Below are 20,647 nucleotides of genomic sequence, written 5' to 3' on the forward strand. Positions count from 1 at the left end.
TTGAGTGGATACTCAACAGTAAGTGCTTGTTGACCGATTACTCAATAGACTGGCCGTGTGAGCCAGACATCGTCCGGGGCCCGCCTGCGGCCCGAGCAGCGGCGTACCCAGATCCTCGAGGCCGCGCGCCGGGTGCTGCTCGCGGACCCGCACCGCGAACTCACGGTCGAGCTCGTCGCCGCCGAGGCCGGCGTCTCCCCCGCGCTGCTGTTCCACTACTTCGGCTCGAAGAAGAAGTTCCAGTACGCCGTCATCGAGGAGGCGGCCGCCGAGGTCATGCTGCGCACCGCGCCCGACCCGTCGCTGCCGCCGGACGAGCAGCTCCGCTCGGGGATCCGCGCGTTCGTCCGTGCCGTCCTCGAGGCTCCCCAGCTGTACCGGGCGACGCTGCTGATGTCGGCCGCCGGCGACCCCGAGCTCCGCGCGTTGCACTCCGAGCTGCGCCGGGTCTTCAGTGAATGGGTCATCGGCGCGGTCGCGGAGCGCGGCCTCGAGATCACCCCCGTCGTCGAGCTCGCCTGCCACGGCTGGCAGGGTTACGTCGAACAGACCCTGCTGATGTGGATCGACAACCCCGACGTCTCGCCGGAAGCCCTCGAGCGCCTCTGCGAGCAGTCCCTGGACGCGATCCTCTCGACGACCTCCGAGTGAGCGTGATGAACAAGTTCTTCCTGACGGTCCACATCCTCGCGGCCATCCTCTGCGTCGGCCCGGTCACGGTGGCGGCCAGTATGTTCCCGCCGATCGGGCGCCGGATGCTGCAGTCCGAGGCGCCGGACGCGGGCGGGCTGGCCGTGCTGCACCGCATCACCCGGGTGTACGCGTGGGCGAGCCTCGCCGTACCGGTGTTCGGGTTCGCGGTCGCCGGTGGCATGCAGGTGATGGACGAGGCGTGGCTGATCGTCTCGATCGTGCTGACGCTGGCCGCGGCGTTGGTGCTCGCGTTCCTGGTGGTGCCCGCGCAGTCCGCCGTACTGGCGGCCGCCGGCCAGTCGGCCGAGGTGCGCAGCGGTGTGCTGTCGAAGGCCAAGCTGCTGTCGATGACGAGCGGGATCTTCGGGCTGCTCTGGCTGGTCGTCCTCGTGCTGATGGTCGTCAAGCCCGGGCACACCAGAGGGTAAGGTTCGGCCGTGCTGACGGTTGCCACGGTGAATGTGAACGGGATCAGGGCCGCTTTCCGGCGCGGGATGACGCCGTGGCTGGAGAGCACGGATCCTGACCTGTTGCTGCTGCAGGAGGTCCGGGCCTCCGACGACGTACTGCGGGAGCTGCTTGGCGGCGACAAGAATGGCGACTGGAACATCGCGCACGCCGAGCCCGCCATCGACGGGCACAAGGGTCGCGCCGGTGTCGCGGTCGCGAGCCGTCGGCCGATCAAGGACGAGCGCGGCGAGATCGGTCCGGAGCGCTTCGCCGGAGCCGGGCGCTGGGTCGAGGCGGACGTCGTCCTGGACGACGGGTCGACGCTGACGGCGGTCAGCACGTACGTGTTCACGGGCGAGTTCGAGACGCCGCCGCGGCAGGAGGAGAAGTACGCGTTCCTGGACGCGATCACGGCGCGGCTGGCCGAGCTGCGCGCGGACGGGCGGCACGTGCTGATGTGCGGCGACCTCAATATCGCGCACCGCGAGGTCGACCTGAAGGCGTGGAAGGCGAACCGCAAGAAGAGCGGCTTCCTGCCCGAGGAGCGTGCCTGGATGGACCGCCTGTTCGCGTCCGGCTGGGTAGACCTCGGTCGCCGTTTCGGTGGCGAAGGTCCAGGGCCGTACTCGTGGTGGTCCTGGCGCGGCAAGGCGTTCGACAACGACGCCGGCTGGCGCATCGACTACCAGATCGCCTCCCCCGAACTCGCCGCGGCCGCCACCGGCTGTGCGGTGCACCGGGCGCCCACGTACGCCGAGCGCTGGAGCGACCACGCCCCGGTGGTCGCGACGTACGGCCTCTGATCGGCAGCTCGACAGGAGGTGTCCGCTGTCGTCTGCACTCGTCACGCTCAGCGCGGCGAGCGCGAGCGCCGAATTGGCCGACACATCCTGTCGAGCTGCAGGTAGTCTCGCCGCATGTCCGATGTGAACTCTTCCCCCACTCCTCCGATCGCGGCGAAGAAGCCGGTCGAGCGGACGCATCACGGCGACACGTTCGTCGACGACTACGAGTGGTTGCGGGACAAGACCGACGACGAGGTGCTGGCCTACCTGCGGGCCGAGAACGCCTACACCGAGGCCCGCACGGCGCACCTGGAATCGTTGCGCGAGGCAATCTTCAAGGAGATCTCGGAGCGGACGCTGCAGACCGACCTGAGCGTGCCGGCCCGGCGCGGCGGGTACTGGTACTACTCCCGCACGATCGAGGGGAAGCAGTACTCGCTGCACTGCCGGGTCAAGGTCGACGGCGACCAGCCGCCCGCCACCGACGGCGAGATCGCCGGCGAGCAGATCATGCTCGACGGCAACGAGGTGGCCGGCGACTCGGAGTTCTTCTCGCTCGGCACCGTCGACGTCTCCCCCGACGGCCGCCTGCTGGCGTACTCGGTCGACCTCAAGGGCGACGAGCGGTTCACGCTGCGGATCAAGGACCTGGACACCGGCGAGCTGCTGCCCGACGAGCTGCCCGAGGTGCACTACGGCTCGGCGTGGTCCGCGGACGGCTCGACGATCTTCTACACCAAGGTCGACGACGCCTGGCGCCCGTACCAGGTCTGGCGGCACGCCCTCGGCTCGGCTGCCACCGACGCTGCGGACGTCCTGGTGATGGAAGAGACCGACGAGCGGTTCTGGGTCGGCGTCGACCTGACCCGCAACGAGCAGGCGATCATGATCGCGCTCGGCAGCAAGCTCACCAGCGAGGTCTGGCTGCTGGACGCGCAGGACCCGGCCGGCGAGCCCGTCGTCGTCGCGCCGCGCCGTGAGGGCGTCGAGTACGACGTGGAGCACGCCGGCGACCGGCTGCTGATCACGCACAACGCCGACGCCGCCAACTTCTCGCTCGCCTCCGCGCCGCTGGACGCCCCGGGCGACTGGACGACGCTGATCGAGGGCGACGAGACCAGCCGGTTGCTCGGCACCGACGCTTTCGCCGACCACGTCATCCTGTACCGGCGCCGGAACGCGCTGACCGAGCTCGCGATCATGCGGCGGGCCGGTGACGGTTTCGGCGCTCCCGAGGTCCTGGAGTTCGACGAGCCGATCCACACGGTCTCGCCGGGCCGCAACGACGAGTGGCACGAGGCCCGGTACCGCTTCGGCTACACGTCCCTGGTCACCCCGGGGTCGACGTACGACGTGGACATCGCGACCGGCGAGCGGCGACTGCTGAAGCAGCAGCCGGTGCTCGGTGGCGTCGACCTGAGCGATTACACGCAGTACCGCGAGTGGGCGACCGCTCCGGACGGGACCAAGGTTCCGATCTCGATGGTCGCGCGCAAGGACGTCGCCAAGGACGGCAACGCCCCGGTGGTGCTCTACGGCTACGGCTCGTACGAGAGCTCGATGGACCCGTGGTTCTCGATCCCGCGGCTGTCACTGCTCGACCGCGGCGTGGTCTTCGCGATCGCGCACATCCGCGGCGGCGGCGAGCTCGGCCGGCACTGGTACGACGACGGCAAGATGCTCACCAAGCGGAACACGTTCACCGACTTCGTCGCGGCCGCCGAGCACCTGGTCGAGGCCGGCTGGACCAAGCCGGAGCGGATCGTCGCCCAGGGCGGCAGCGCCGGCGGGCTGCTGATGGGCGCGGTCGCGAACCTGGCCCCGCGGGCCTTCGGCGGAATCGTCGCCGAAGTGCCGTTCGTGGACGCGCTGACCACGATTCTGGACCCGTCGCTGCCGCTCACCGTGATCGAATGGGAGGAATGGGGTAATCCGCTCGAGGACGCCGCTGTCTACGAGTACATGAAGTCCTACTCGCCGTACGAGAACGTCACCGCGCAGCACTATCCGCGCATCCTCGCGATCACCAGCCTGAACGACACCCGGGTGTTCTTCGTCGAGCCGGCGAAGTGGGTGGCGAAACTCCGGGCGACCGCGGCCGGCGACCCCGACGTGCTGCTGAAGACCGAGATGGAGGCGGGCCACGGCGGCCGCAGCGGGCGGTACGACGCCTGGCGCGAGGTCGCGTTCTCGCTCGCCTGGGAGCTGGACACCCTCGGCCGCAGCTGAAACAGCGAGGAATTTCCTGCCCCGGACGTGTGTTGTGCAACACATCCGGGGCACCGGAACGACGGATTTCTGTACCGATTCTCAGGTTGTGTCCCGGAGTGTTGCGCTGAATAGGCCGTCAACGCCCCGGGACACCGGTTTCCACGGTGGAAAGGGCTGCCGGGAACTCTCAGGGAACCTTCAGGGTGTTTACACACTGGTACCGGAATCTTGAACCCTACTCGAGCGTTGCTCTCCATGTAACGACGAAGGGAGTTTCGGTGGCTCGCACGACTCGTGTCCGGAGCACGGACGACGGTATCGACGGCAAGGACAGTGTCGGTCTCTACCTCGAAGAGATCGCCCGCACACCCCTGCTGACGGCTGAGGAAGAGGTCGAGCTCGCTGAGACGGTCGAGGCAGGACTCCTCGCGGAGCAACTGCTGGCCGAGGGGCGGGTTGGACGGAAGAAGGGCGGAGCGCCCAAATATGCGACGGAAGAAGAGCTGGAGTGGCTGGCCGAGGAGGGCCGGCGCGCGCAGCAGCGGTTCGTGACGGCGAACCTCCGGCTCGTGGTGTCGATCGCCCGCCGGTACGGACGGTCCCAGATGCCGCTGCTGGACCTGGTCCAGGAGGGCAACACGGGGCTGATCCGGGCGGTGGAGAAGTTCGACTACCGGAAGGGTTTCAAGTTCTCGACGTACGCGACCTGGTGGGTGCGGCAGGCCATCACCCGCGGTATCGCGCAGCAGGCCCGGGTGGTCCGGCTGCCGGTGCACGTGGTGGAGCAGCTGAACCAGATCGGGTCCGCACGGCGCACGCTGGAGCGCAAGCTCGGGCGGGAGCCGGAGATCGACGAGATCGCCGCCGAGCTGAACCTGGACGTGGAGCGGGTCACCGAACTGATCCGCATCGGCCGGGACCACATCAGCCTGAACAGCCCGGTCGACGACGAGGGTGAGACCTCGCTGGGCGACCTGATCGCGGCCGAGACCGCGCCGGGTCCGGACCAGTTGGTCGCCGACGCGTCCGACCGCTCGGGGCTGTTCAGCCTGGTCGACCAGCTCGACCCGCGGTCCGCGGACGTGATCCGGCGCCGTTACGGCCTGCACGACGGCCGCCAGGCCAAGCTGGCCGACATCGGCGCCGTGCACGGCATCTCGGCGGAGCGGGTGCGCCAGATCGAGCGTGAGGCGCTGGGCCGCCTGCGCCTGCTGGCCGACCCGACGCTCGCCGCGTAACACACCGACCGAAACCCCTCGGGACCCCCGGGCCACGATCTGGCCCGGGGGTCCTTCCGGTTCTCAGCCCAGGTGGATCCAGGACTCCACCGGGAGGTGGTCACTCGGGAACTGCCCGTCCTTGCTGAACGTGTTGATGCTCGCCTTCGCGACGCGTAGGCCGGGCGTCGTGAGGATCCAGTCGATCCGGTCCCCGTTCGGCGTCAGCGGCTTGTACCCGTGGAACGTCGCGTACAGGGCGCTGCGGCGCTCGGCCGCCACCCAGCTGTCCGCGAACTTCCCGCTGGTGACGAGCTTGTCGTACACGGTCAGCCCCGGCTTGGCAGCCTCGTTGTAGTCCGCGGTCATGATCACGGGCAGGGCGGGGTTGAACGCGGCGATCCGCTGCAGGATCAGGTCCGCGGACTTGGCGCGCGTGGTCGCGTCGTACGCCTCGAGATGCGTGTTGACCGCGTAGAACTCCGTCGACGTCGCCTTGTCCTTGAAGCGGACCCAGGTGACCATCCGCGGGCAGCAGCCGGCCCAGGTCTTCGAGCCGATCACGTCCGGGGTGTCCGACAGCCAGAAGTGGTCGTACTCGAGCGGCTGCAGGCGGCGCTGGTCGAAGAAGATCATCATGAACTCCCCCTTGCTGCCGCCCTCCCGCCCCAGGCCGATCGAGCCGTACGACGGACCCAGGTCCGCGGCGATGTCCTGCAGCTGGGAGTACAGACCCTCCTGCGTGCCGAGCAGCTGCGGACGTGCTTGCCGCAGTTGCTCGCGCATCACCGGACGCCGGTCCGCCCAGGTGTTCGGCGGGGTGTCACTGGCATACCGCAGGTTGTACGACATCACGTGCAACGGGCCGCTCGCGACGGCGGACCGGTCCGTGGCCGGGCGGCCTGCGACACCCCGCTGGCGAGCGTCAGGCCGGCAACGGCCGCCGCGACGAGCGCGGCGAGCCGACGGCGCCCGGGCTTGAACAGCGTGAACATGTCAAAAACCTCCAAGGGCGGATTGCAAGGAGGTTGGACGTTAACCAGATCCGGTGAATCGTCGCTAGCCGTAGCGCGTCGCGCACGTGACGTCAGGCTGCCGCTTCGTTCCAGGAGTCGATCAGCGGCGGCAGCTCGGACAGGCGCTGGACGGTCGCGTCCGGCGTCCCCTCCGTGTGCCCGATCTGCTCGGTCGGGATCGCGCTGTGCGGCAGGTGCGCCGCGCGCATGCCGACGTTCTGCGCGCCCCAGACGTCGTCGAACAGGCGGTCACCGACGAACAGGCACCGGGACGGGTCCGACACCCCGACCGCCCGCATCGCGGCCAGGAACGCCTCCGGGTGCGGCTTGGTGTGCTCGATCTCGCTGGTGTAGACGGCGCCGTCGAGCAGGTCGAGCACGCCGTCGCGCGCGAAGACCTCCTCGTGCCGCCGGCGCGGCCAGAGCGTGTTCGACAGGACGCCGACCTTCAGGCCGCGGCTGCGCAAGGCGTGCAGGGTGTCGACGGCGTCCGGCTCCAGCTCGGTGTGCGGGTCCCACTGACGCTCATACTCCGCGAGGGCCGCCGGTGTCATCACGACCTCGGCGAGCGCGCACACCTCCTCGAGCGTGCTGCTGCGGTGCTCGTCACGGGAGCGCCGCCAGACGGAGCCCTCGGCCGCCACCAGCCGGGCCGCCAGCTCGTCGGCGCCCGCGGCGGTGCCGGGGTGGAGCAGGGTGGTCACCGCGCGCCACGTCTCGTACAGAGAAATGTCGTGCCAGGTCGCCAGCGTGCCGCCCCAGTCGAACAGGACGGCTTCGATCTTCGCGTTCGTCACCCGGCAAAGCCTGCCAGAGCCCGCCGACAGTTCTCGCCTGCTTTTCAGCTCAGCCGCGCGATCTCCTGCCGGCGCGCCAGCCACGCGACGGCGATCGCGTAGAAGACCAGGCACGGGATGTCCGCGACGAACAACGTCCACGGAGCGCCGCCCTGCACGTCCCACTGGTCGCCACGACCAGTTGCCGCGGGCAACAGGAAGGCGATCAGGTTGTTCAGCGCGTGCAGCGCGATCGCGGCCTCCAGTCCCCCGGTCCGGACGGTCAGCCAGCCGACCGTCACCGCGAACAGGAAGATGTTCGCCATCGCCCATCCGCTGTACCCGTGGGCCGACACGAAGGCGGCGCCGCCGAGCACGATCCCGGGCCACGGCGAGCGGAAGACCGTCCGCAGCCACCGCGCGCGGCCGTTCGGGTCGTCCGGGCCGTACGCGCCGACCGCCTGGATCAGCCAGCCGCGGAACACGAACTCCTCCGCGGCCGACTGGAACGGCACCAGCAGCACGATCACCAGCGCCGGTACGACGAACGCGCCCCAGCCGATCCAGTCGTCGCCGCTGGTCCCGATCGCGTCCTCGGGCGGGAAGACCGCGTCGACCAGATAGCCCATCGCGAAAGACAGCGCGATGTACCCGACGGCCAGCAGGCAGCACCACAGCAGCCAGCGCCAGCGGATCCGGTTCAGCACCGAGGCGACGCTCCAGAACGGCCGGCGTTGCACCAGCCACGCGGCCAGGCCGACCAGCGGCGTCAGGACGGCGAGCATCACCAGCGTGACGGCGAGGTTCTCGGTGTCGCTCGGGAAGATGTCCGTGCCGCTCGGCGTCGGGAACGGGCCGGCCAGGAGCCGGTGCGCGATCGCCCAGACGACCACGAGCAGCGACGTCACGAAGAAGCCGAGCGCGACCAGCAGCACTGTCCCGACGATCGGCCGCCACCAGGCGTGCTTCGGCGTCCGGGCCAGCCGGTGGTACGGCGTACCCGCGGGGGCCGGGACGATGCGCGGCTCGCGGTAGGCGTACGGCGGGTAGGCGCCGTACGGCTGCGGGTACGGCGGCGGGTACTGCTGAGCGTGCTGCTGCGGGTATTGGCCCGGCGGGTACTGGGCCGGCTGACCGTACGGACCCGGCGGCGGGTACGGGCCGGGGTGGGGCGGCGGCGGTGGAGGCTGCCCCGGCTGGGAGTATGGGCCCGGTTGCGGAGACGGCCCGGGCTGCTGCGGGTCCATGACTGGACTCTAGAAGGTCGGGCCAACTGGACGGAGGGAGAACACGGTGGTTACTGAACCGATGCCGGACACGGACCGGGCGACGAGCGCGCTGCCGCAGTCCGTGCTGATGCCGTTGAGCGGCTCCGCGATCTTCCTGGTCGTGCAGGTCGAGCCGGGCGGCGAGGAGCGCACGCGCGACCTGCTGGAGCGGCTGAGCGGCCTGGTCCGCTCGGTCGGGTTCCGGGTGCCGGCCGGCAATCTGTCCTGTGTCACCAGCATCGGCTCCGACGTCTGGGACCGGCTGTTCAGCGGACCGCGCCCGGCTGAACTGCACCCGTTCGTCGAGCTCAAGGGCGCCACCCACCACGCGCCGTCCACCCCCGGCGACCTGCTGTTCCACATCCGGGCCGCCCACCAGGACCAGTGCTTCGAGCTCGCCGGCCAGATCATGAACGTCCTGGACGGCGCCGCGACGGTCGTCGACGAGGTGCACGGCTTCAAGTACTTCGAGATGCGCGACCTGCTCGGGTTCGTCGACGGCACCGAGAACCCGACCGGTGACGAGGCCCGCGACGCCGTGCTGGTCGGCGACGAGGACCCGGACTTCCGCGGCGGCAGCTACGTGATCGTGCAGAAGTACCTGCACGACCTGAAGGCGTGGAACGGGCTGACCGTCGAGCAGCAGGAGCTCGCCGTCGGCCGGACGAAGCTCGACGACATCGAGCTCGACGACGCCAAGAAGCCCGGCAACGCGCACATCGTGCTGAACGTGGTCGAGGACGAGGACGGCAACGAGCTGCAGATCCTGCGCGACAACATGCCGTTCGGCACCGTCGGCACGCGGGAGTTCGGCACCTACTTCATCGGCTACGCGAAGACGCCGGCGGTGACCGAGCTGATGCTGCGGCGGATGTTCATCGGGGTGCCCGAGGGCAACCACGACCGGCTGCTCGACTTCTCGACCGCGGTCACCGGCAGCCTGTTCTTCACACCGCCCGCAGACTTCCTCGACGACCTGCCGCCGGCGCCCTGACCGCTATTCGCCGAACAGCGGCGGGTCGACGACGCTGCCCCAGCTGAAGTCGACCGGGTCACCGAAGGTCGCCGGCGCCTTGCCGAGGCTGTTGATCACCGTCGCGGTGCCGTTGGCGTGCCCAACGGCGTACAGGTATCCGGAGCCGGAGTCCTTGTCGATGCCGAGCAGCAGGGTGCCGTACTGACCACAGCGGCTCGCCATCAGCGTCTCGAACCCTTGCCAGGTGCTGGACCGCACCGCCTTCACGACGGGCTTCAGCGGCATGCTGAGCGGAATGTGGATGGTGTAGAGCGCGCCGCCCCGCGTCGTCGCCAGCAGGGTGTCGTACGTCGACGTCCGGCTGAGCAGTGTGACGGCCTTGACGGCGGAGAACCCGGCGTACGAACCGGCGGCCTCCCAGTGCTCGGCGCCGTCGTTCGTCGGGTTCACGTGCCAGCGGAAGAGTGTGCCGTCGTTGCGCAGGGCGTACACGCGCCAGCTCGGGTCGTCGAGCGACCAGGACTGCGTCAGAGTCCGGAAGACGTCCCAGCCACCGCCGATCCGGGTCAGGCTGCTGCTCGTGACCTTGCCGCCGGTGCCCTTCTGGACCCATTGGTCGGCCTGATACATCACGCCGCCGCTGACGATGTGGCCGCTGAGCGACATCTCGTCGCCGAAGTCGTCGTCCCACACCCATTGGCTGCTGAGCGAGACGCTCCGGCCGCCGAAGGCCTGCTTGGCCATGACAGTGACCGGCTCAACAGTGGCCGGTGACGTGGCCACCACGTAGCGGTCCATGGTGTCGCTGCTCGCCGTCAGAGCACCGGCCTGCACGTAACAAGGACCGGCCGCGGGCGCCGCCGACGCCTGGGGCGCGCTTGTCAGCACCGGAACAGCGAGGGCCAGGCCCGCCGCCAGCGCGATCGTCCGTCGCATCTCTGCTCCCCCTTCGACAACCGTTCTCCCAGACAACGATGCGCACCGCTCCGCGAAAGTTGCGCAGCCCGGGATTGTCGGTGGGGTGAGACAGACTGGGACCATGTTGCTCACCGAGGTGGTCCGGACGTCGGCCGCGCTGGCCGGGACCCGGTCCCGGCTGAAGAAGGCCGAGTTCATCGCCGACGTGCTGTCGAAGGCGACCGAGCCGGCCGAGATCGAGATCGTGGTGACGTACCTGTCCGGCGAGCTGCGGCAGCGGCGGACCGGGGTGGGCTGGCGGACGCTGATGGACGCGCCGGAGCCGGTCGCCGCGCCGTCCTTGACAGTCGAGGAGGTCGACGCGGCCTTCGCCGAGCTCGCCGAGATGTCGGGCACCGGCGTGCAGGCCCGGCGCCGGGCGGCGGTCGACGCGCTGTTCGGGCGGGCGACGGAGGACGAGCAGCGGTTCCTGCGGCTGCTCGTCGGCGGTGAGCTGCGGCAGGGGGCGCTCGACGGTGTGATGGCGGACGCGGTCGCCCGCGCGACCGGCATCCCGCTGGCCGAGATCCGGGCCGCCACGATGTTACGCGGGGCGGCCGCTCCGGTCGCCGTCGCCGTGCTGACCGAGGGCGAGGCGGGGCTCGCGCAGTTCGGGCTCGAGGTCGGGCGCGGCGTGCAGCCGATGCTCGCGCAGTCCGCGACGAGTGTCGCCGAGGCGCTCGAGAAGACCGGGACGCCGGCCGCACTCGAGTGGAAGCTGGACGGGATCCGGATCCAGGCACACCGCGACGGCGACCAGGTCGTCGTCTACACGCGCACGCTCGACGACATCACCACCCGGGTGCCCGAGGTCGTGAGCGCCGTGCTCGCGCTCGACGCGCAGCAGGTCGTCCTCGACGGCGAGCTGATCGCGTTGCGGCCCGACGGACGGCCCGAGCCGTTCCAGGTGACCGGGTCGCGGACGGCGACGCGCGCCGCGACGGGGCCGGAGTCGGTGCCGCTGACGCCGTACTTCTTCGACATCCTGCATCAGGACGGGCAGGATCTGCTCGGGCTCGACGGGGCGGCGCGGCAACAGTGGCTGGCCAAGCTCGTGCCCGAGGAGCGTCGGATCCCCCGGCTGGTGACCGAGGACGCCGAGGCCGGGCAGGCGTTCTTCGCGGACGCGGTGCGCCGCGGACACGAGGGCGTCGTGGTGAAGTCGCTGACCGCGCCGTACGAGGCGGGCCGGCGCGGGTCCGGGTGGGTCAAGGTGAAGCAGACCCATACGCTCGACCTGCTCGTGCTCGCGGCGGAGTGGGGTCATGGGCGGCGGACGGGCTGGTTGTCGAACCTGCATCTCGGCGCGCGGGACGAGGAGACCGGCGAGTTCGTGATGCTCGGGAAGACGTTCAAGGGGCTGACGGACGAGCTGCTGCGGTGGCAGACGGAGCGGTTCCAGGAGCTCGCCGTCCGGCAGGACGACTGGGCGGTCTACCTCCGGCCGGAGGTCGTCGTGGAGATCGCGTTCGACGGTGTGCAGACCTCGCCGCGGTATCCGGCCGGGATGGCGCTGCGGTTCGCCCGGGTGCTGCGGTATCGCGAGGACAAGTCGCCGGCCGAGGTTGATACCGTCCAGACGGTGCGGGACATTCACCTGGGGACTGGGGAGGGTGCGGGCGATGAGTGAGGATCCCGATGTCGTGTCACGGCGGATCGCGCGCGAGTCGCTCGACCGCGACGATCCGACGGGCTGGTTCGAGAACCTGTACGCCGCGGCCGCCGAGGGGTCCGCGGTCGTCCCGTGGGACCGCGGGACGGCGCATCAACTGCTGCACGAGTGGATCGAGGAGTCCGCGCCGGACGGTGCCGGCAAGACGGCGCTCGTCGTCGGCGCGGGCACGGGCTGGGACGCCGAGCTGATCGTGGACCGCGGGTTCGACACGACCGCGTTCGACATCTCCCCCAGCGCGATCGAGACCGCCCACCGCAACCACCCGGACTCCAAGGCGCACTACCGCGTCGCCGATCTCCTTGCGCCGCCGGCGGGCTGGCATCATGCCTTCGACCTCGTCGTGGAGATCTACACCGTGCAGGCCCTGCCGATCACTCTCCAGGCGGAGGCGATCAAGCAGGTCACGGACTTCGTCGCCCCCGGCGGCACCCTCCTGGTGATCGCCGCCGCCCGCCCCGACGACCAGCCGGACGACGCGATCGAAGGCCCACCCTGGCCCCTCACCCGCGCCACCATCCAGTCCTTCACCACCCCCGACCTGCACCTGATCCAGCTCAGCCAGTCCCCCAGCCCCACCGACCCCACCGTCCTCCGCTGGCGAGCGGAGTACCTGCGCGACTGACCTCATGGCAGTGCTCGCCGACTGCGGGCTGGTGAGGGTGGAACTGGACGAGGCTCGCGCGGCAGGTCGGCGACGGTGGTCTTGTCGCCGGCGGATATGACGAGGACCTGCTGGGGGCCTCGTCGGTCGTCGGCGAGGTCCAGCAGGCCGTCGGGGCTGTTGTCGATCGCGTTGGCGATGGACGCGACAGCGGTCGTCGATCCGTGGGGCGGCTGGTCGGTCAGCTGGTGGCGCGGGCGGCGTCGGCGATCACGTCGGTCACCACGTCCGGGTCGGAGATCATCGACAGGTGCGGCGCGTCGACCTTGGTGATGTGCGCGCCGGCGCGGTTCGCCATGATCTGCTGCTCCGCCGGCGGCAGTACCTTGTCCGCCGTACCGATGACGTCCCAGGACGGGATGGTCTTCCACGCCGGAACACCGCCGAGGGTCTCAGTGAGCGTGCTGGCGGTCAGCGGTCGCTGGGTGGCGGCCAGGCCGGCGGCCTGCCTGGCAGGGATGCCACGCGCGAAGAGGCCCGCGAACTGACCCGGCTTGATGTAGACGTCGGCGTTGACGACGTTCCCGCCGGCGTCGTGGATCGGCACCGTGGTGATAGAGCTGCTCGGGTCCAGTTCGGAGCCGGGCTGTGCGGCGGCGAGCGCGCCCAGGCTGTCGCCTTGGTCCGGAATGAAGGCATCCACGTAGACGAGGGCCTTGACGTTGGGGTTGCCAGTGGCAGCGCTGGTGGTCACCATGCCGCCGTAGGAGTGCCCGACGAGCACGACCGGGCCAGGGATCGTGGCCAGCAGATCACGCAGGTACAGCGCGTCGGTCGCGAGACCGCGCAACGGGTTTGCCTCGACATCGACGGTGTATCCGGCGCTCTGCAGCTTTGCCGTGACGGCGGACCAGCTCGAGCCGTCGGCCCACGCGCCGTGCACCAGCACGATCGTCGGTTTGGGCGACGCGTCGCTCTGCGTGGTTTGCGCGCTGCTGGCGCCGGCACTGCCCACGCCCAGCGCGAGCACGCCGGCGGTGAGAGCCGCGATGGCGACGGGCAGTGACTTCTTCGGGGTACGCATGGCATTTCCTTCGCAGGGTCGTCATCCGCTCAGCAGCCTCGCCGGGCGGGGGTCGGCGCCGGGCTCGGAGACAAGCTTGAGCAGCGCCGCGTGAACGGCTCGGCGTACGTCCAGAAGGTGGCGTCCGGTCCGCGCGTCGAGGACACCGTCGGTGGTGTCGAAGTCGACGCTAGGGTCCGCCGCAGCCGCCCGCGCCGCTGTGCGGGTCATCCTGCACACCGTGCAGATACCTGTGCACGGATGATCTACCGAGACGACTACTCCGTCGGCGCGATCAGGGTCGAGTGGCCCGTGGCGCCTACCACATCCCGGTCCGCCAGGGTTCGCCACTCGCGCGGCGAGAGCCCGTACGCCGCACGGAAGACGCGGCCGAAGCTGGACGGATCGGTGAATCCCCAACGCCGGGCGATCGTTGCTATCGTCAACGATCGCATCCCCGGCCGGGCGAGGTCCTCGCGGGATCCCTCCAGCCGCTGACTGCGGATCCAGTCACCGAGCGAGATCCCGCCCGCGGCGAGGACGTTGTAGAGGTGCCGGACCGAGATGTGGTGCTCGGCCGCGATCTGGCCGGGATGCAGCCCGGGGTCGCCCAGACGGGCGCGGACGTACTCGAGGATCCGCAACCGCAAGGTCGCGTGCAGCGGTTCCTTCCCCTGCGCGGTGGCATCCAGGTGGGTGGTGATGAGCGCGCGGACCAGGTCGACAGTCGGTTTGCTCACCGCGTCGGCCGCCGGATGGCCGTAGATGTCCGGGCGGCTCGCCAGCCGATACAGATAGGTGGCGACCAGGTCGGCGATCGGATGCCCGGGGCTGAGAGTCGTGGCGCAGATCTGCCTGATCGCGTCGTGCGGCAGACCCAGGGCAGCGATGGGGATCCGGAAGAAGTGCTGACGGATGCCGTCGGAATCGACCAGTGTGTACGGCGCGGTCGAGTCGTAGATGACCAGATCGCGTGGTTCGAGGACCGCTTCCCGGCCACCCTGGACGACCAGGCTCGACCCGGCCAGTTGAAGACCGAGGAAGATGCTCGGCGCAAGCTCGTCCCGGGCCAGCGCCGGGGTCCGCTCCACACTGAGCGCGTTCGAGCGGACCGAACACACCGTCAGCTGTCCGAGCTGGCTGATGGCGCCGTAGGCAGCCGCCGGCCCGGCCGCGGCCGGGAAATCGATCTCGACCCGGACCTTCGCACTCCCGATCGTCTCCCGCACCACCTCGGCCCGATCCGCGACGGGCACGCTCCGCGTATCAAGAATGTCTGTCATCCCGCCCACCTTCGATCCGCGCACCAGCTCACGGCCCTTCGCCCAGGCGGTCGTCCTGGCGACGCCGCTGCAGTCGGGCTGACTTCTGTTTGCCTAAGTCAGATTAGGGTCCAGACTATTCCCCACGCAAGTCAGCCCTACACTCGTGACATGACAGATCTGCTCAGCCACCGGGAGACCTGGTCGATGGCCAACTGCTCGGTCGCGGCCTCGATCGACGTCGTCGGCACTCGTTCGGCGATCCTGATCTTGCGGGAGGCGATCTTCGGCACCCGCCGATTCGAGGACTTCGTCCACCGAGTCGGGATCGGTGAGCCCGCGGCCGCGGCCCGGCTCAAGGAACTGACCGCCGCCGGACTGCTGGAGCGGGTGCCCTACCAGGAGCCCGGTCAGCGGACCCGGCACGAATACCAATTGACCACCAAGGGAATGGACTTCCAGCCCGTTGTCCATGCCCTGCTGCAATGGGGGTCGAAGTGGGAGACCGACGAGGCGGGCCCGCCCCTGCGTGCGACCCACCGCGCCTGCGGCGCAGCCGTCGGAGTCCGCATCCGCTGCGACGCCGGCCACGACGTGGATCCGGGTGACGTCGCGATCGAGCCAGGCCCGGGGCTGATCACAGTGTCCTGACGCAGAACTGTCACCGATGTCCTGCCACCTGACAGTGGGGTCCCGGATGAGGTGAGACTGCATGGGAACATTTGTTCGATAATCATGTAGACTCTGGCCATGGCGGGGCGAGGTGTGGTGGGGCCGACGGCTTTGCGGATGATGTTGGGGAGTCATCTGCGGGAGTTGCGTGAGCGGGCCGGGGTCAGCCGCACCGATGCCGGATGGGCGATTCGTGCCTCGGAGTCGAAGATCAGCCGGCTCGAGCTCGGGCGGGTCGGATTCAAGGAGCGCGACGTCGCGGACCTCCTCAGCCTGTACGGCGTGCAGGACGCGCGGGAGCGGGAGCGGCTGCTCGGGCTCGCCCGCGAGGCGAACGACCCGGGCTGGTGGCATCGGTACGGTGACGTCACGCCGGAGTGGTTCGACGCGTATCTCGGGCTCGAAGCCACCGCGGAGCTCATCCGCACCTACGAGATCCAGTTCGTGCCGGGCCTCCTGCAAACCGCGGAATACGCGCGCGCCGTCGCGCAACTCTCCCCCGCCGGACCGCGCACCGACAGCGAGATCGAGCGGGTCGTCGCGCTGCGCAGACGACGGCAACGGGTGCTCGACCGCGAGCCGCCGCTCAAGCTCTGGGCCGTCATCGAGGAGGCAGTCCTGCACCGCCCGATCGGCGGCACCGAGGTCCTGCGCGACCAGCTCGACGCCCTGCGCCAGGCCATCACCCGGCCGAACGTGACCGTCCAGATCATCCCGCTGGAAAGCTCCGGCCACGCCGCCACCGGAGGCGCCTTCAGCCTGCTCCGCTTCCCCCAGCGCGACCTGCCCGACATCGTCTACCTGGAGCACCTCACCAGCGCGCTGTACCTGGACAAGCGCGACGACGTCGAGACCTACACCCAAGCCCTGGACCTGTTGGCGTCCACCAGCCCGTCGCCGCAGCGGACCGAGCAGGAATTGACCCGACTGCTCAAGCGCTTGCCGGCCTGACTATTGCTCGGACTCGCGCTCGGTCTCGCCCTTCAGATGTTCGACCCGCCCCTGGTCCTCTCCCGCGTCCAGCAGCTTGCCCCCAGGCGTCGGGTTGTGCGCGTACTCGGCGAGCGCGAGCGACGGATGGTGGAGGTCGAAGGCCGGGGACTCCGAGCGGATCCGGGGCAGCTTGACGAAGTTGTGCCGCGGCGGCGGGCAACTGGTGGCCCACTCCAGCGACCGGCCCCAGCCCCACGGGTCGTCGACCTCGACGCGTGGCGAACGGCGGGACTTGTAGATGTTGTAGAAGAACGGCAGCGTCGACGCTCCGAGGATGAAGGCCCCGACGGTGGACACGTCGTTCAGCGTGGTGAAGCCCTCGTTGGCGCCGTACGACGCGTAGCGGCGCGGCATGCCCTCGACGCCGAGCCAGTGCTGCACCAGGAAGGTGGTGTGGAAGCCCACGAACAGCATCCAGAAGTGCAGCTTGCCCCATCGCTCGTCGAGCATCCGCCCGGTCAGCTTGGGCCACCAGAAGTAGAAGCCGGCGAACATCGCGAACACCACAGTCCCGAACACCACGTAATGGAAGTGCGCGACCACGAAGTACGAGTCGTTCAGCTGGTAGTCCAGCGTCGGCGAGGCCAGGATGATCCCGGTCAGCCCACCGAAGAGGAACGTGACAAGGAAACCGAGCGACCACAGCATCGGCGTGTCCAGCGACACCGCCCCGCCCCAGATCGTGCCGATCCAGTTGAAGAACTTCACCCCGGTCGGGACGGCGATCAGGAACGTCATGAACGAGAAGAACGGCAGGTTCACCGCGCCGGTGACGAACATGTGGTGTGCCCACACCGCGATCGACAGCGCCCCGATCGCAAGCGTGGCCGCGACCAGACCGTAGTACCCGAAGATCGGCTTGCGGCTGAACACCGGCAGGATCTCGGTGATGATGCCGAAGAACGGCAGCGCGATGATGTACACCTCGGGATGCCCGAAGAACCAGAACAGGTGTTGCCAGAGTATCGGCCCGCCATTGGCCGCGTCGAAGACGTGCGCACCGAGGGCGCGATCGGCCTCCAGCACCAGCAGCGCCGCCGCCAGGATCGGGAAGGCGATCAGCACCAGGATCGACGTGACCAGGATGTTCCAGCAGAAGATCGGCATCCGGAACATCGTCATCCCGGGCGCTCGCATGGTGATGATCGTCGTGACGAAGTTGACGCCGCCGAGGATCGTGCCGAGGCCGGCCATCCACAGGCCCATGACCCACAGGTCTCCCCCGACACCCGGCGACCGCTCGCCGCCCGACAGCGGCGCGTACGCCGTCCAGCCGAAGTCGGCGGCCCCGCCCGGGGTCAGGAACGAACTCAGCGTGATCAGCCCGCCGAACAGGAACAGCCAGTAGCTGAACATGTTCAGCCGCGGGAACGCCACATCCGGCGACCCGATCTGCACCGGCATGATCACGTTGGCGAAGCCGACGAACAGCGGGGTCGCGAACAGCAGCAGCATGATCGTGCCGTGCATCGTGAAGAGCTGGTTGTAGACCTCCTCGTTCACGATCTGCAGGCCGGGCTCGGCGAGCTCGGCCCGGATGATCAGCGCCATCACGCCGCCGATCAGGAAGAACGCGAACGACGTGACCAGGTACAGCTGACCGATCACCTTGTGGTCGGTCGTCGACAGCAGCCGGCCGATCACCTGCCCCAGCGGCCGCCGCCCTGCCTGGACCGCGGCCGGCCCGGTGCGCTCGGTGACCCCGGCATGCCCACTGACACTGGCCATGCGCCCTCCCGAACTACAGCATCCCTTCGATTAGACACCTATGGTTCGACAAGCAACACCCCGTCAGCCGAGTGCGCTCAGTAGCGTCTTGCTGAAGGCGGGCAGGTCGTCGGGCTTGCGGCTGGTGATCAGGTTGCCGTCCGTGACGACGGTTTCGTCGACCCAGTCGGCCCCGGCGTTGCGCAGATCCGTCTGCAGACTGGGCCAGGACGTCATCCGCCGCCCGCGCACGACGTCCGCCTCGACCAGCGTCCAGGGTGCGTGACAGATCGCCGCCACGGGCTTGCCCGAGGCCACGAAGTCCTTCACGAACCCGACAGCCGTCTCGTCGGTCCGCAACGCATCCGGATTCGCCACTCCGCCGGGCAGCACGAGCGCGGCGAAGTCGTCGACCGACGCATCGCCCACAGCCTGATCGACCGGCGCCGTCTCCGCGGCGGTCAAATGATTGAACGTCTGCACCTCACCGGTCTTGGGGCTGAGCAGGACGGGCTCATGGCCCGCGTCCTTCACGGCTTTCCAGGGCTCGGTGAGCTCCACCCGCTCGATCCCCTCGGCAGCGACCAGGAACGCGATCTTCGGCATCGTGAACTCCTCTCGAATATCAGGACCCGGTACCCGAGGAGCGATGCAACACACGTCGGCTATTTCGGCGGTCCCGCTGCGATCAGAGCTTGTACGTCGGCGAGCCGCAGCGTGGCCGGGTCGACGTCGATCAGGCACCACGTCGCGCCCGCGTCGGCGTAGGGTCGCGGGTCGACGTCCGGCTCGAGCGCCACCGCGATGTCGAAGTTGTCGAGATCGCCGCGCAGTTCACGCAGCATGGCGGCCGGCGCCTCCACCTGCTCCGGTGACGTGAGGTTGACCGGGAAGAAGCCGTCGTACCGGGCCGCGCGCCGGACCGGCTTCGCGTTGCCGGGGAAGCCTGCGAGCCACACCGGCACCCGGCCGGCGACGGGGCGCGGGAGGAACCGCACGTCGTCGACGACGAAGTGCTTGCCGTGGTGGCGCACGGGCTCCCCGGTCCATCCGGAGGTGAGGATCTCGAGCGTCTCGTCCATCCGCTCGGCGCGGACCCGGTCGTCGACCTCCTCGCCGGTCTTGGAGTACTCCTGCGCGAACCGGTCGCTGCCCAGCCCGACACCGAGGATCAGCCGGCCGCCCGAGAGCCGGTCCAGGGTCGTTGTCTCACGCAACAGCTTGGTCGGCCGCCGGCGGGCGATCGGCGAGACCATCGGGCCGATCCGCAGCCGCTCGGTGGCGGTCGCCATCGCGCTCATCGTGATCCACGGATCGGACACCTCCCGCACCGGTGGCCGCCACCACAGCTGGTCCCAGAGGAAGAACCCGTCCCAGCCGGCCTCCTCGGTCGCCGCCGCCAGCCGCGCGATCTGCGACGGATCGGACAACTCGTCGAACAGCGGCAGCCAGATCGCGTACTTCATCGCCCGATCACCTCGTCCACGAACGTCTTCCAGTACGGCGCCGACAGTCCGTGCCCCATGCCGGGCAGGACGACCAGGCGGGCGCCCGGCACCGCGTCCCGGATCGCCTCACCGTGCGGGAGCGGCAGCAGTGGATCCGCGTCACCGTGCAGGACAAGGACCGGCAGCTTCAGGTCAGCGAAGCCTCCGTTGCGCGGGGCGTCGAAGGTCATCGCGTAATGGTTCGTCAGCGAGGCCTCGTAGTTCCTGGCGCGGGCCATGTCCTCGCGGACCAGGGCCCGGGCGCTGCCCTCGTCGAAGTGGCCGGCGGCCTCGGCCTCGATGGCGCGGACGACGTACTCCTCCACGGCGGGCGCATCGGCGAAGTCCGGCGTCCCCAGCCGCGGCATGTCCTCCGACGGCGGCGGGAGCCCTTCGTCGCCGGTGCTCGACGACACGAACGTCAGCGAGGCGACCCGCGACGGGTGGTCGAGGCCGAGCATCAGCGCCGTACCGCCCGACATGGACTGCGCCACCACGTGCGCCTGCGCGACGCCGAGCGCGTCGAGCAGACCGACGGCGTCCGCGGCCAGGTCGCTCATCGCGTATCCGGGCTCGCCGACCGGGAAGGAGGTCGAGCGGCCGGTGTCGCGCTGGTCGTAGCGGATGACGAAGCGGCCGCGGCTCGCGAGGTCGGCGCACAGCTCGTCGTCCCACCACAGCATGGATGCTCCGGCGCCGTGGATCAGCAGGATCGCGGGATCGGCGGGGTCGCCGTACGTCTCCGCGGTGAGCTCGATGTCATTGACGGGGTAAGTGGTCATGACACGACCGTAGGAGCCGCTGCACCATCGTGAAAAGCGATTGATTCTTATCAAAG

The 20,647-nt window shown here is 69.4% G+C and carries 22 protein-coding genes; 10 read left to right on the top strand and 12 right to left on the bottom strand.

All coding sequences use genetic code 11. The features are described from left to right. The first annotated feature begins 57 nt into the window (after positions 1-57). The 5 genes from ABZW60_RS27030 (at position 58) to ABZW60_RS27050 (ending at position 5,377) form a co-directional block, all read left to right on the top strand. Positions 58-651, top strand: coding sequence for a TetR/AcrR family transcriptional regulator (locus ABZW60_RS27030; protein WP_355481347.1), 594 nt, complete (start codon positions 58-60; stop codon positions 649-651). 5 nt (positions 652-656) lie between these two features. Further along, on the top strand, positions 657-1,121 hold the full coding sequence (locus tag ABZW60_RS27035) for a hypothetical protein (protein ID WP_355481349.1): 465 nt from the start codon (positions 657-659) through the stop codon (positions 1,119-1,121). A 9-nt stretch (positions 1,122-1,130) separates the two neighbouring features. Continuing rightward, the gene (locus ABZW60_RS27040; RefSeq protein ID WP_355481351.1) at positions 1,131-1,946 is read left to right on the top strand and encodes an exodeoxyribonuclease III; all 816 of its coding nucleotides are present in this window, start codon (positions 1,131-1,133) and stop codon (positions 1,944-1,946) included. Between the two features lie 114 nt (positions 1,947-2,060). Next, the gene (locus tag ABZW60_RS27045; protein ID WP_355481352.1) at positions 2,061-4,157 is read left to right on the top strand and encodes a S9 family peptidase; all 2,097 of its coding nucleotides are present in this window, start codon (positions 2,061-2,063) and stop codon (positions 4,155-4,157) included. A gap of 260 nt (positions 4,158-4,417) precedes the next feature. After that, positions 4,418-5,377: a sigma-70 family RNA polymerase sigma factor gene (locus ABZW60_RS27050; protein WP_355481354.1), complete on the top strand. Its 960-nt coding sequence runs from the start codon at positions 4,418-4,420 to the stop codon at positions 5,375-5,377. Positions 5,378-5,440: 63 nt separating this feature from the next. On the opposite strand, the gene ABZW60_RS27055 is transcribed toward ABZW60_RS27050, so the two are convergent. The 4 genes from ABZW60_RS27055 to ABZW60_RS27070 all read right to left on the bottom strand — a co-directional run bounded on the left by ABZW60_RS27055 (position 5,441) and on the right by ABZW60_RS27070 (position 8,395). Continuing rightward, complete coding sequence (locus ABZW60_RS27055; RefSeq protein ID WP_355481356.1) at positions 5,441-6,208, bottom strand: endonuclease/exonuclease/phosphatase family protein; 768 nt, start codon at positions 6,206-6,208, stop codon at positions 5,441-5,443. Then, on the bottom strand, positions 6,208-6,351 hold the full coding sequence (locus ABZW60_RS27060; protein WP_355481358.1) for a hypothetical protein: 144 nt from the start codon (positions 6,349-6,351) through the stop codon (positions 6,208-6,210). Before ABZW60_RS27060 ends, ABZW60_RS27055 begins: the two co-directional genes overlap by 1 nt. Positions 6,352-6,443: 92 nt before the next feature. After that, positions 6,444-7,169 (bottom strand): HAD-IA family hydrolase, encoded by a 726-nt coding sequence (locus tag ABZW60_RS27065; RefSeq protein WP_355481360.1) that lies wholly within the window; start codon positions 7,167-7,169, stop codon positions 6,444-6,446. 44 nt (positions 7,170-7,213) lie between these two features. After that, the gene (locus ABZW60_RS27070) at positions 7,214-8,395 is read right to left on the bottom strand and encodes a CPBP family intramembrane glutamic endopeptidase (protein WP_355481362.1); all 1,182 of its coding nucleotides are present in this window, start codon (positions 8,393-8,395) and stop codon (positions 7,214-7,216) included. A gap of 46 nt (positions 8,396-8,441) precedes the next feature. Between ABZW60_RS27070 and ABZW60_RS27075 the strand changes: the two genes are divergently transcribed. After that, the gene (locus tag ABZW60_RS27075; RefSeq protein ID WP_355481364.1) at positions 8,442-9,410 is read left to right on the top strand and encodes a Dyp-type peroxidase; all 969 of its coding nucleotides are present in this window, start codon (positions 8,442-8,444) and stop codon (positions 9,408-9,410) included. Between the two features lie 3 nt (positions 9,411-9,413). Here the strand turns inward: ABZW60_RS27075 and ABZW60_RS27080 are convergent, their stop codons facing one another. After that, the gene (locus tag ABZW60_RS27080; RefSeq protein WP_355481366.1) at positions 9,414-10,328 is read right to left on the bottom strand and encodes a hypothetical protein; all 915 of its coding nucleotides are present in this window, start codon (positions 10,326-10,328) and stop codon (positions 9,414-9,416) included. Positions 10,329-10,431: 103 nt separating this feature from the next. Here ABZW60_RS27080 and ABZW60_RS27085 point away from each other — a divergent pair, with 103 nt between their 5' ends. Together ABZW60_RS27085 and ABZW60_RS27090 are read left to right on the top strand one after the other, a co-directional pair. After that, positions 10,432-11,979 carry an ATP-dependent DNA ligase gene (locus ABZW60_RS27085; protein WP_355481367.1) on the top strand — a complete coding sequence of 516 codons (1,548 nt, stop codon included), beginning with the start codon at positions 10,432-10,434 and terminating at the stop codon, positions 11,977-11,979. Beyond that, positions 11,972-12,646 (top strand): class I SAM-dependent methyltransferase, encoded by a 675-nt coding sequence (locus ABZW60_RS27090; RefSeq protein WP_355481369.1) that lies wholly within the window; start codon positions 11,972-11,974, stop codon positions 12,644-12,646. Before ABZW60_RS27085 ends, ABZW60_RS27090 begins: the two co-directional genes overlap by 8 nt. 220 nt (positions 12,647-12,866) lie before the next feature. Here ABZW60_RS27090 and ABZW60_RS27095 read toward each other — a convergent pair whose 3' ends face one another. The 3 genes from ABZW60_RS27095 to ABZW60_RS27105 are packed head-to-tail and all read right to left on the bottom strand — an operon-like array spanning position 12,867 to position 14,971. Continuing rightward, positions 12,867-13,709: an alpha/beta hydrolase gene (locus ABZW60_RS27095; protein ID WP_355481371.1), complete on the bottom strand. Its 843-nt coding sequence runs from the start codon at positions 13,707-13,709 to the stop codon at positions 12,867-12,869. Positions 13,710-13,730: 21 nt separating this feature from the next. After that, positions 13,731-13,919, bottom strand: a complete 189-nt coding sequence (locus tag ABZW60_RS27100) for a hypothetical protein (RefSeq protein ID WP_355481373.1) — start codon at positions 13,917-13,919, stop codon at positions 13,731-13,733. Positions 13,920-13,966: 47 nt separating this feature from the next. Next, on the bottom strand, positions 13,967-14,971 hold the full coding sequence (locus ABZW60_RS27105) for a helix-turn-helix domain-containing protein (protein WP_355481375.1): 1,005 nt from the start codon (positions 14,969-14,971) through the stop codon (positions 13,967-13,969). A 150-nt stretch (positions 14,972-15,121) separates the two neighbouring features. On the opposite strand from ABZW60_RS27105, the gene ABZW60_RS27110 reads away from it, so the two are divergent. Continuing rightward, positions 15,122-15,601: a helix-turn-helix domain-containing protein gene (locus tag ABZW60_RS27110; RefSeq protein WP_355481376.1), complete on the top strand. Its 480-nt coding sequence runs from the start codon at positions 15,122-15,124 to the stop codon at positions 15,599-15,601. Positions 15,602-15,700: 99 nt separating this feature from the next. Further along, a complete protein-coding gene (locus ABZW60_RS27115) occupies positions 15,701-16,573 on the top strand; it encodes a helix-turn-helix transcriptional regulator (protein WP_355481378.1) in 873 nt (290 codons plus the stop codon). On the opposite strand, the gene ctaD is transcribed toward ABZW60_RS27115, so the two are convergent. From ctaD to ABZW60_RS27135, 4 genes are all read right to left on the bottom strand, one after another. Further along, complete coding sequence (ctaD, locus tag ABZW60_RS27120; RefSeq protein ID WP_355481380.1) at positions 16,574-18,343, bottom strand: cytochrome c oxidase subunit I; 1,770 nt, start codon at positions 18,341-18,343, stop codon at positions 16,574-16,576. It lies immediately after the preceding gene. A 63-nt stretch (positions 18,344-18,406) separates the two neighbouring features. Then, a complete protein-coding gene (locus ABZW60_RS27125; RefSeq protein WP_355481382.1) occupies positions 18,407-18,928 on the bottom strand; it encodes a type 1 glutamine amidotransferase domain-containing protein in 522 nt (173 codons plus the stop codon). 59 nt (positions 18,929-18,987) lie between these two features. Beyond that, positions 18,988-19,788, bottom strand: a complete 801-nt coding sequence (locus ABZW60_RS27130; protein WP_355481384.1) for an LLM class flavin-dependent oxidoreductase — start codon at positions 19,786-19,788, stop codon at positions 18,988-18,990. Further along, a complete protein-coding gene (locus tag ABZW60_RS27135; RefSeq protein ID WP_355481386.1) occupies positions 19,785-20,591 on the bottom strand; it encodes an alpha/beta hydrolase in 807 nt (268 codons plus the stop codon). Before ABZW60_RS27135 ends, ABZW60_RS27130 begins: the two co-directional genes overlap by 4 nt. Between the last annotated feature and the right edge of the window lie 56 nt (positions 20,592-20,647).

The organism is Kribbella sp. NPDC003557, from assembly GCF_040610805.1.
Classification (GTDB): domain Bacteria; phylum Actinomycetota; class Actinomycetes; order Propionibacteriales; family Kribbellaceae; genus Kribbella.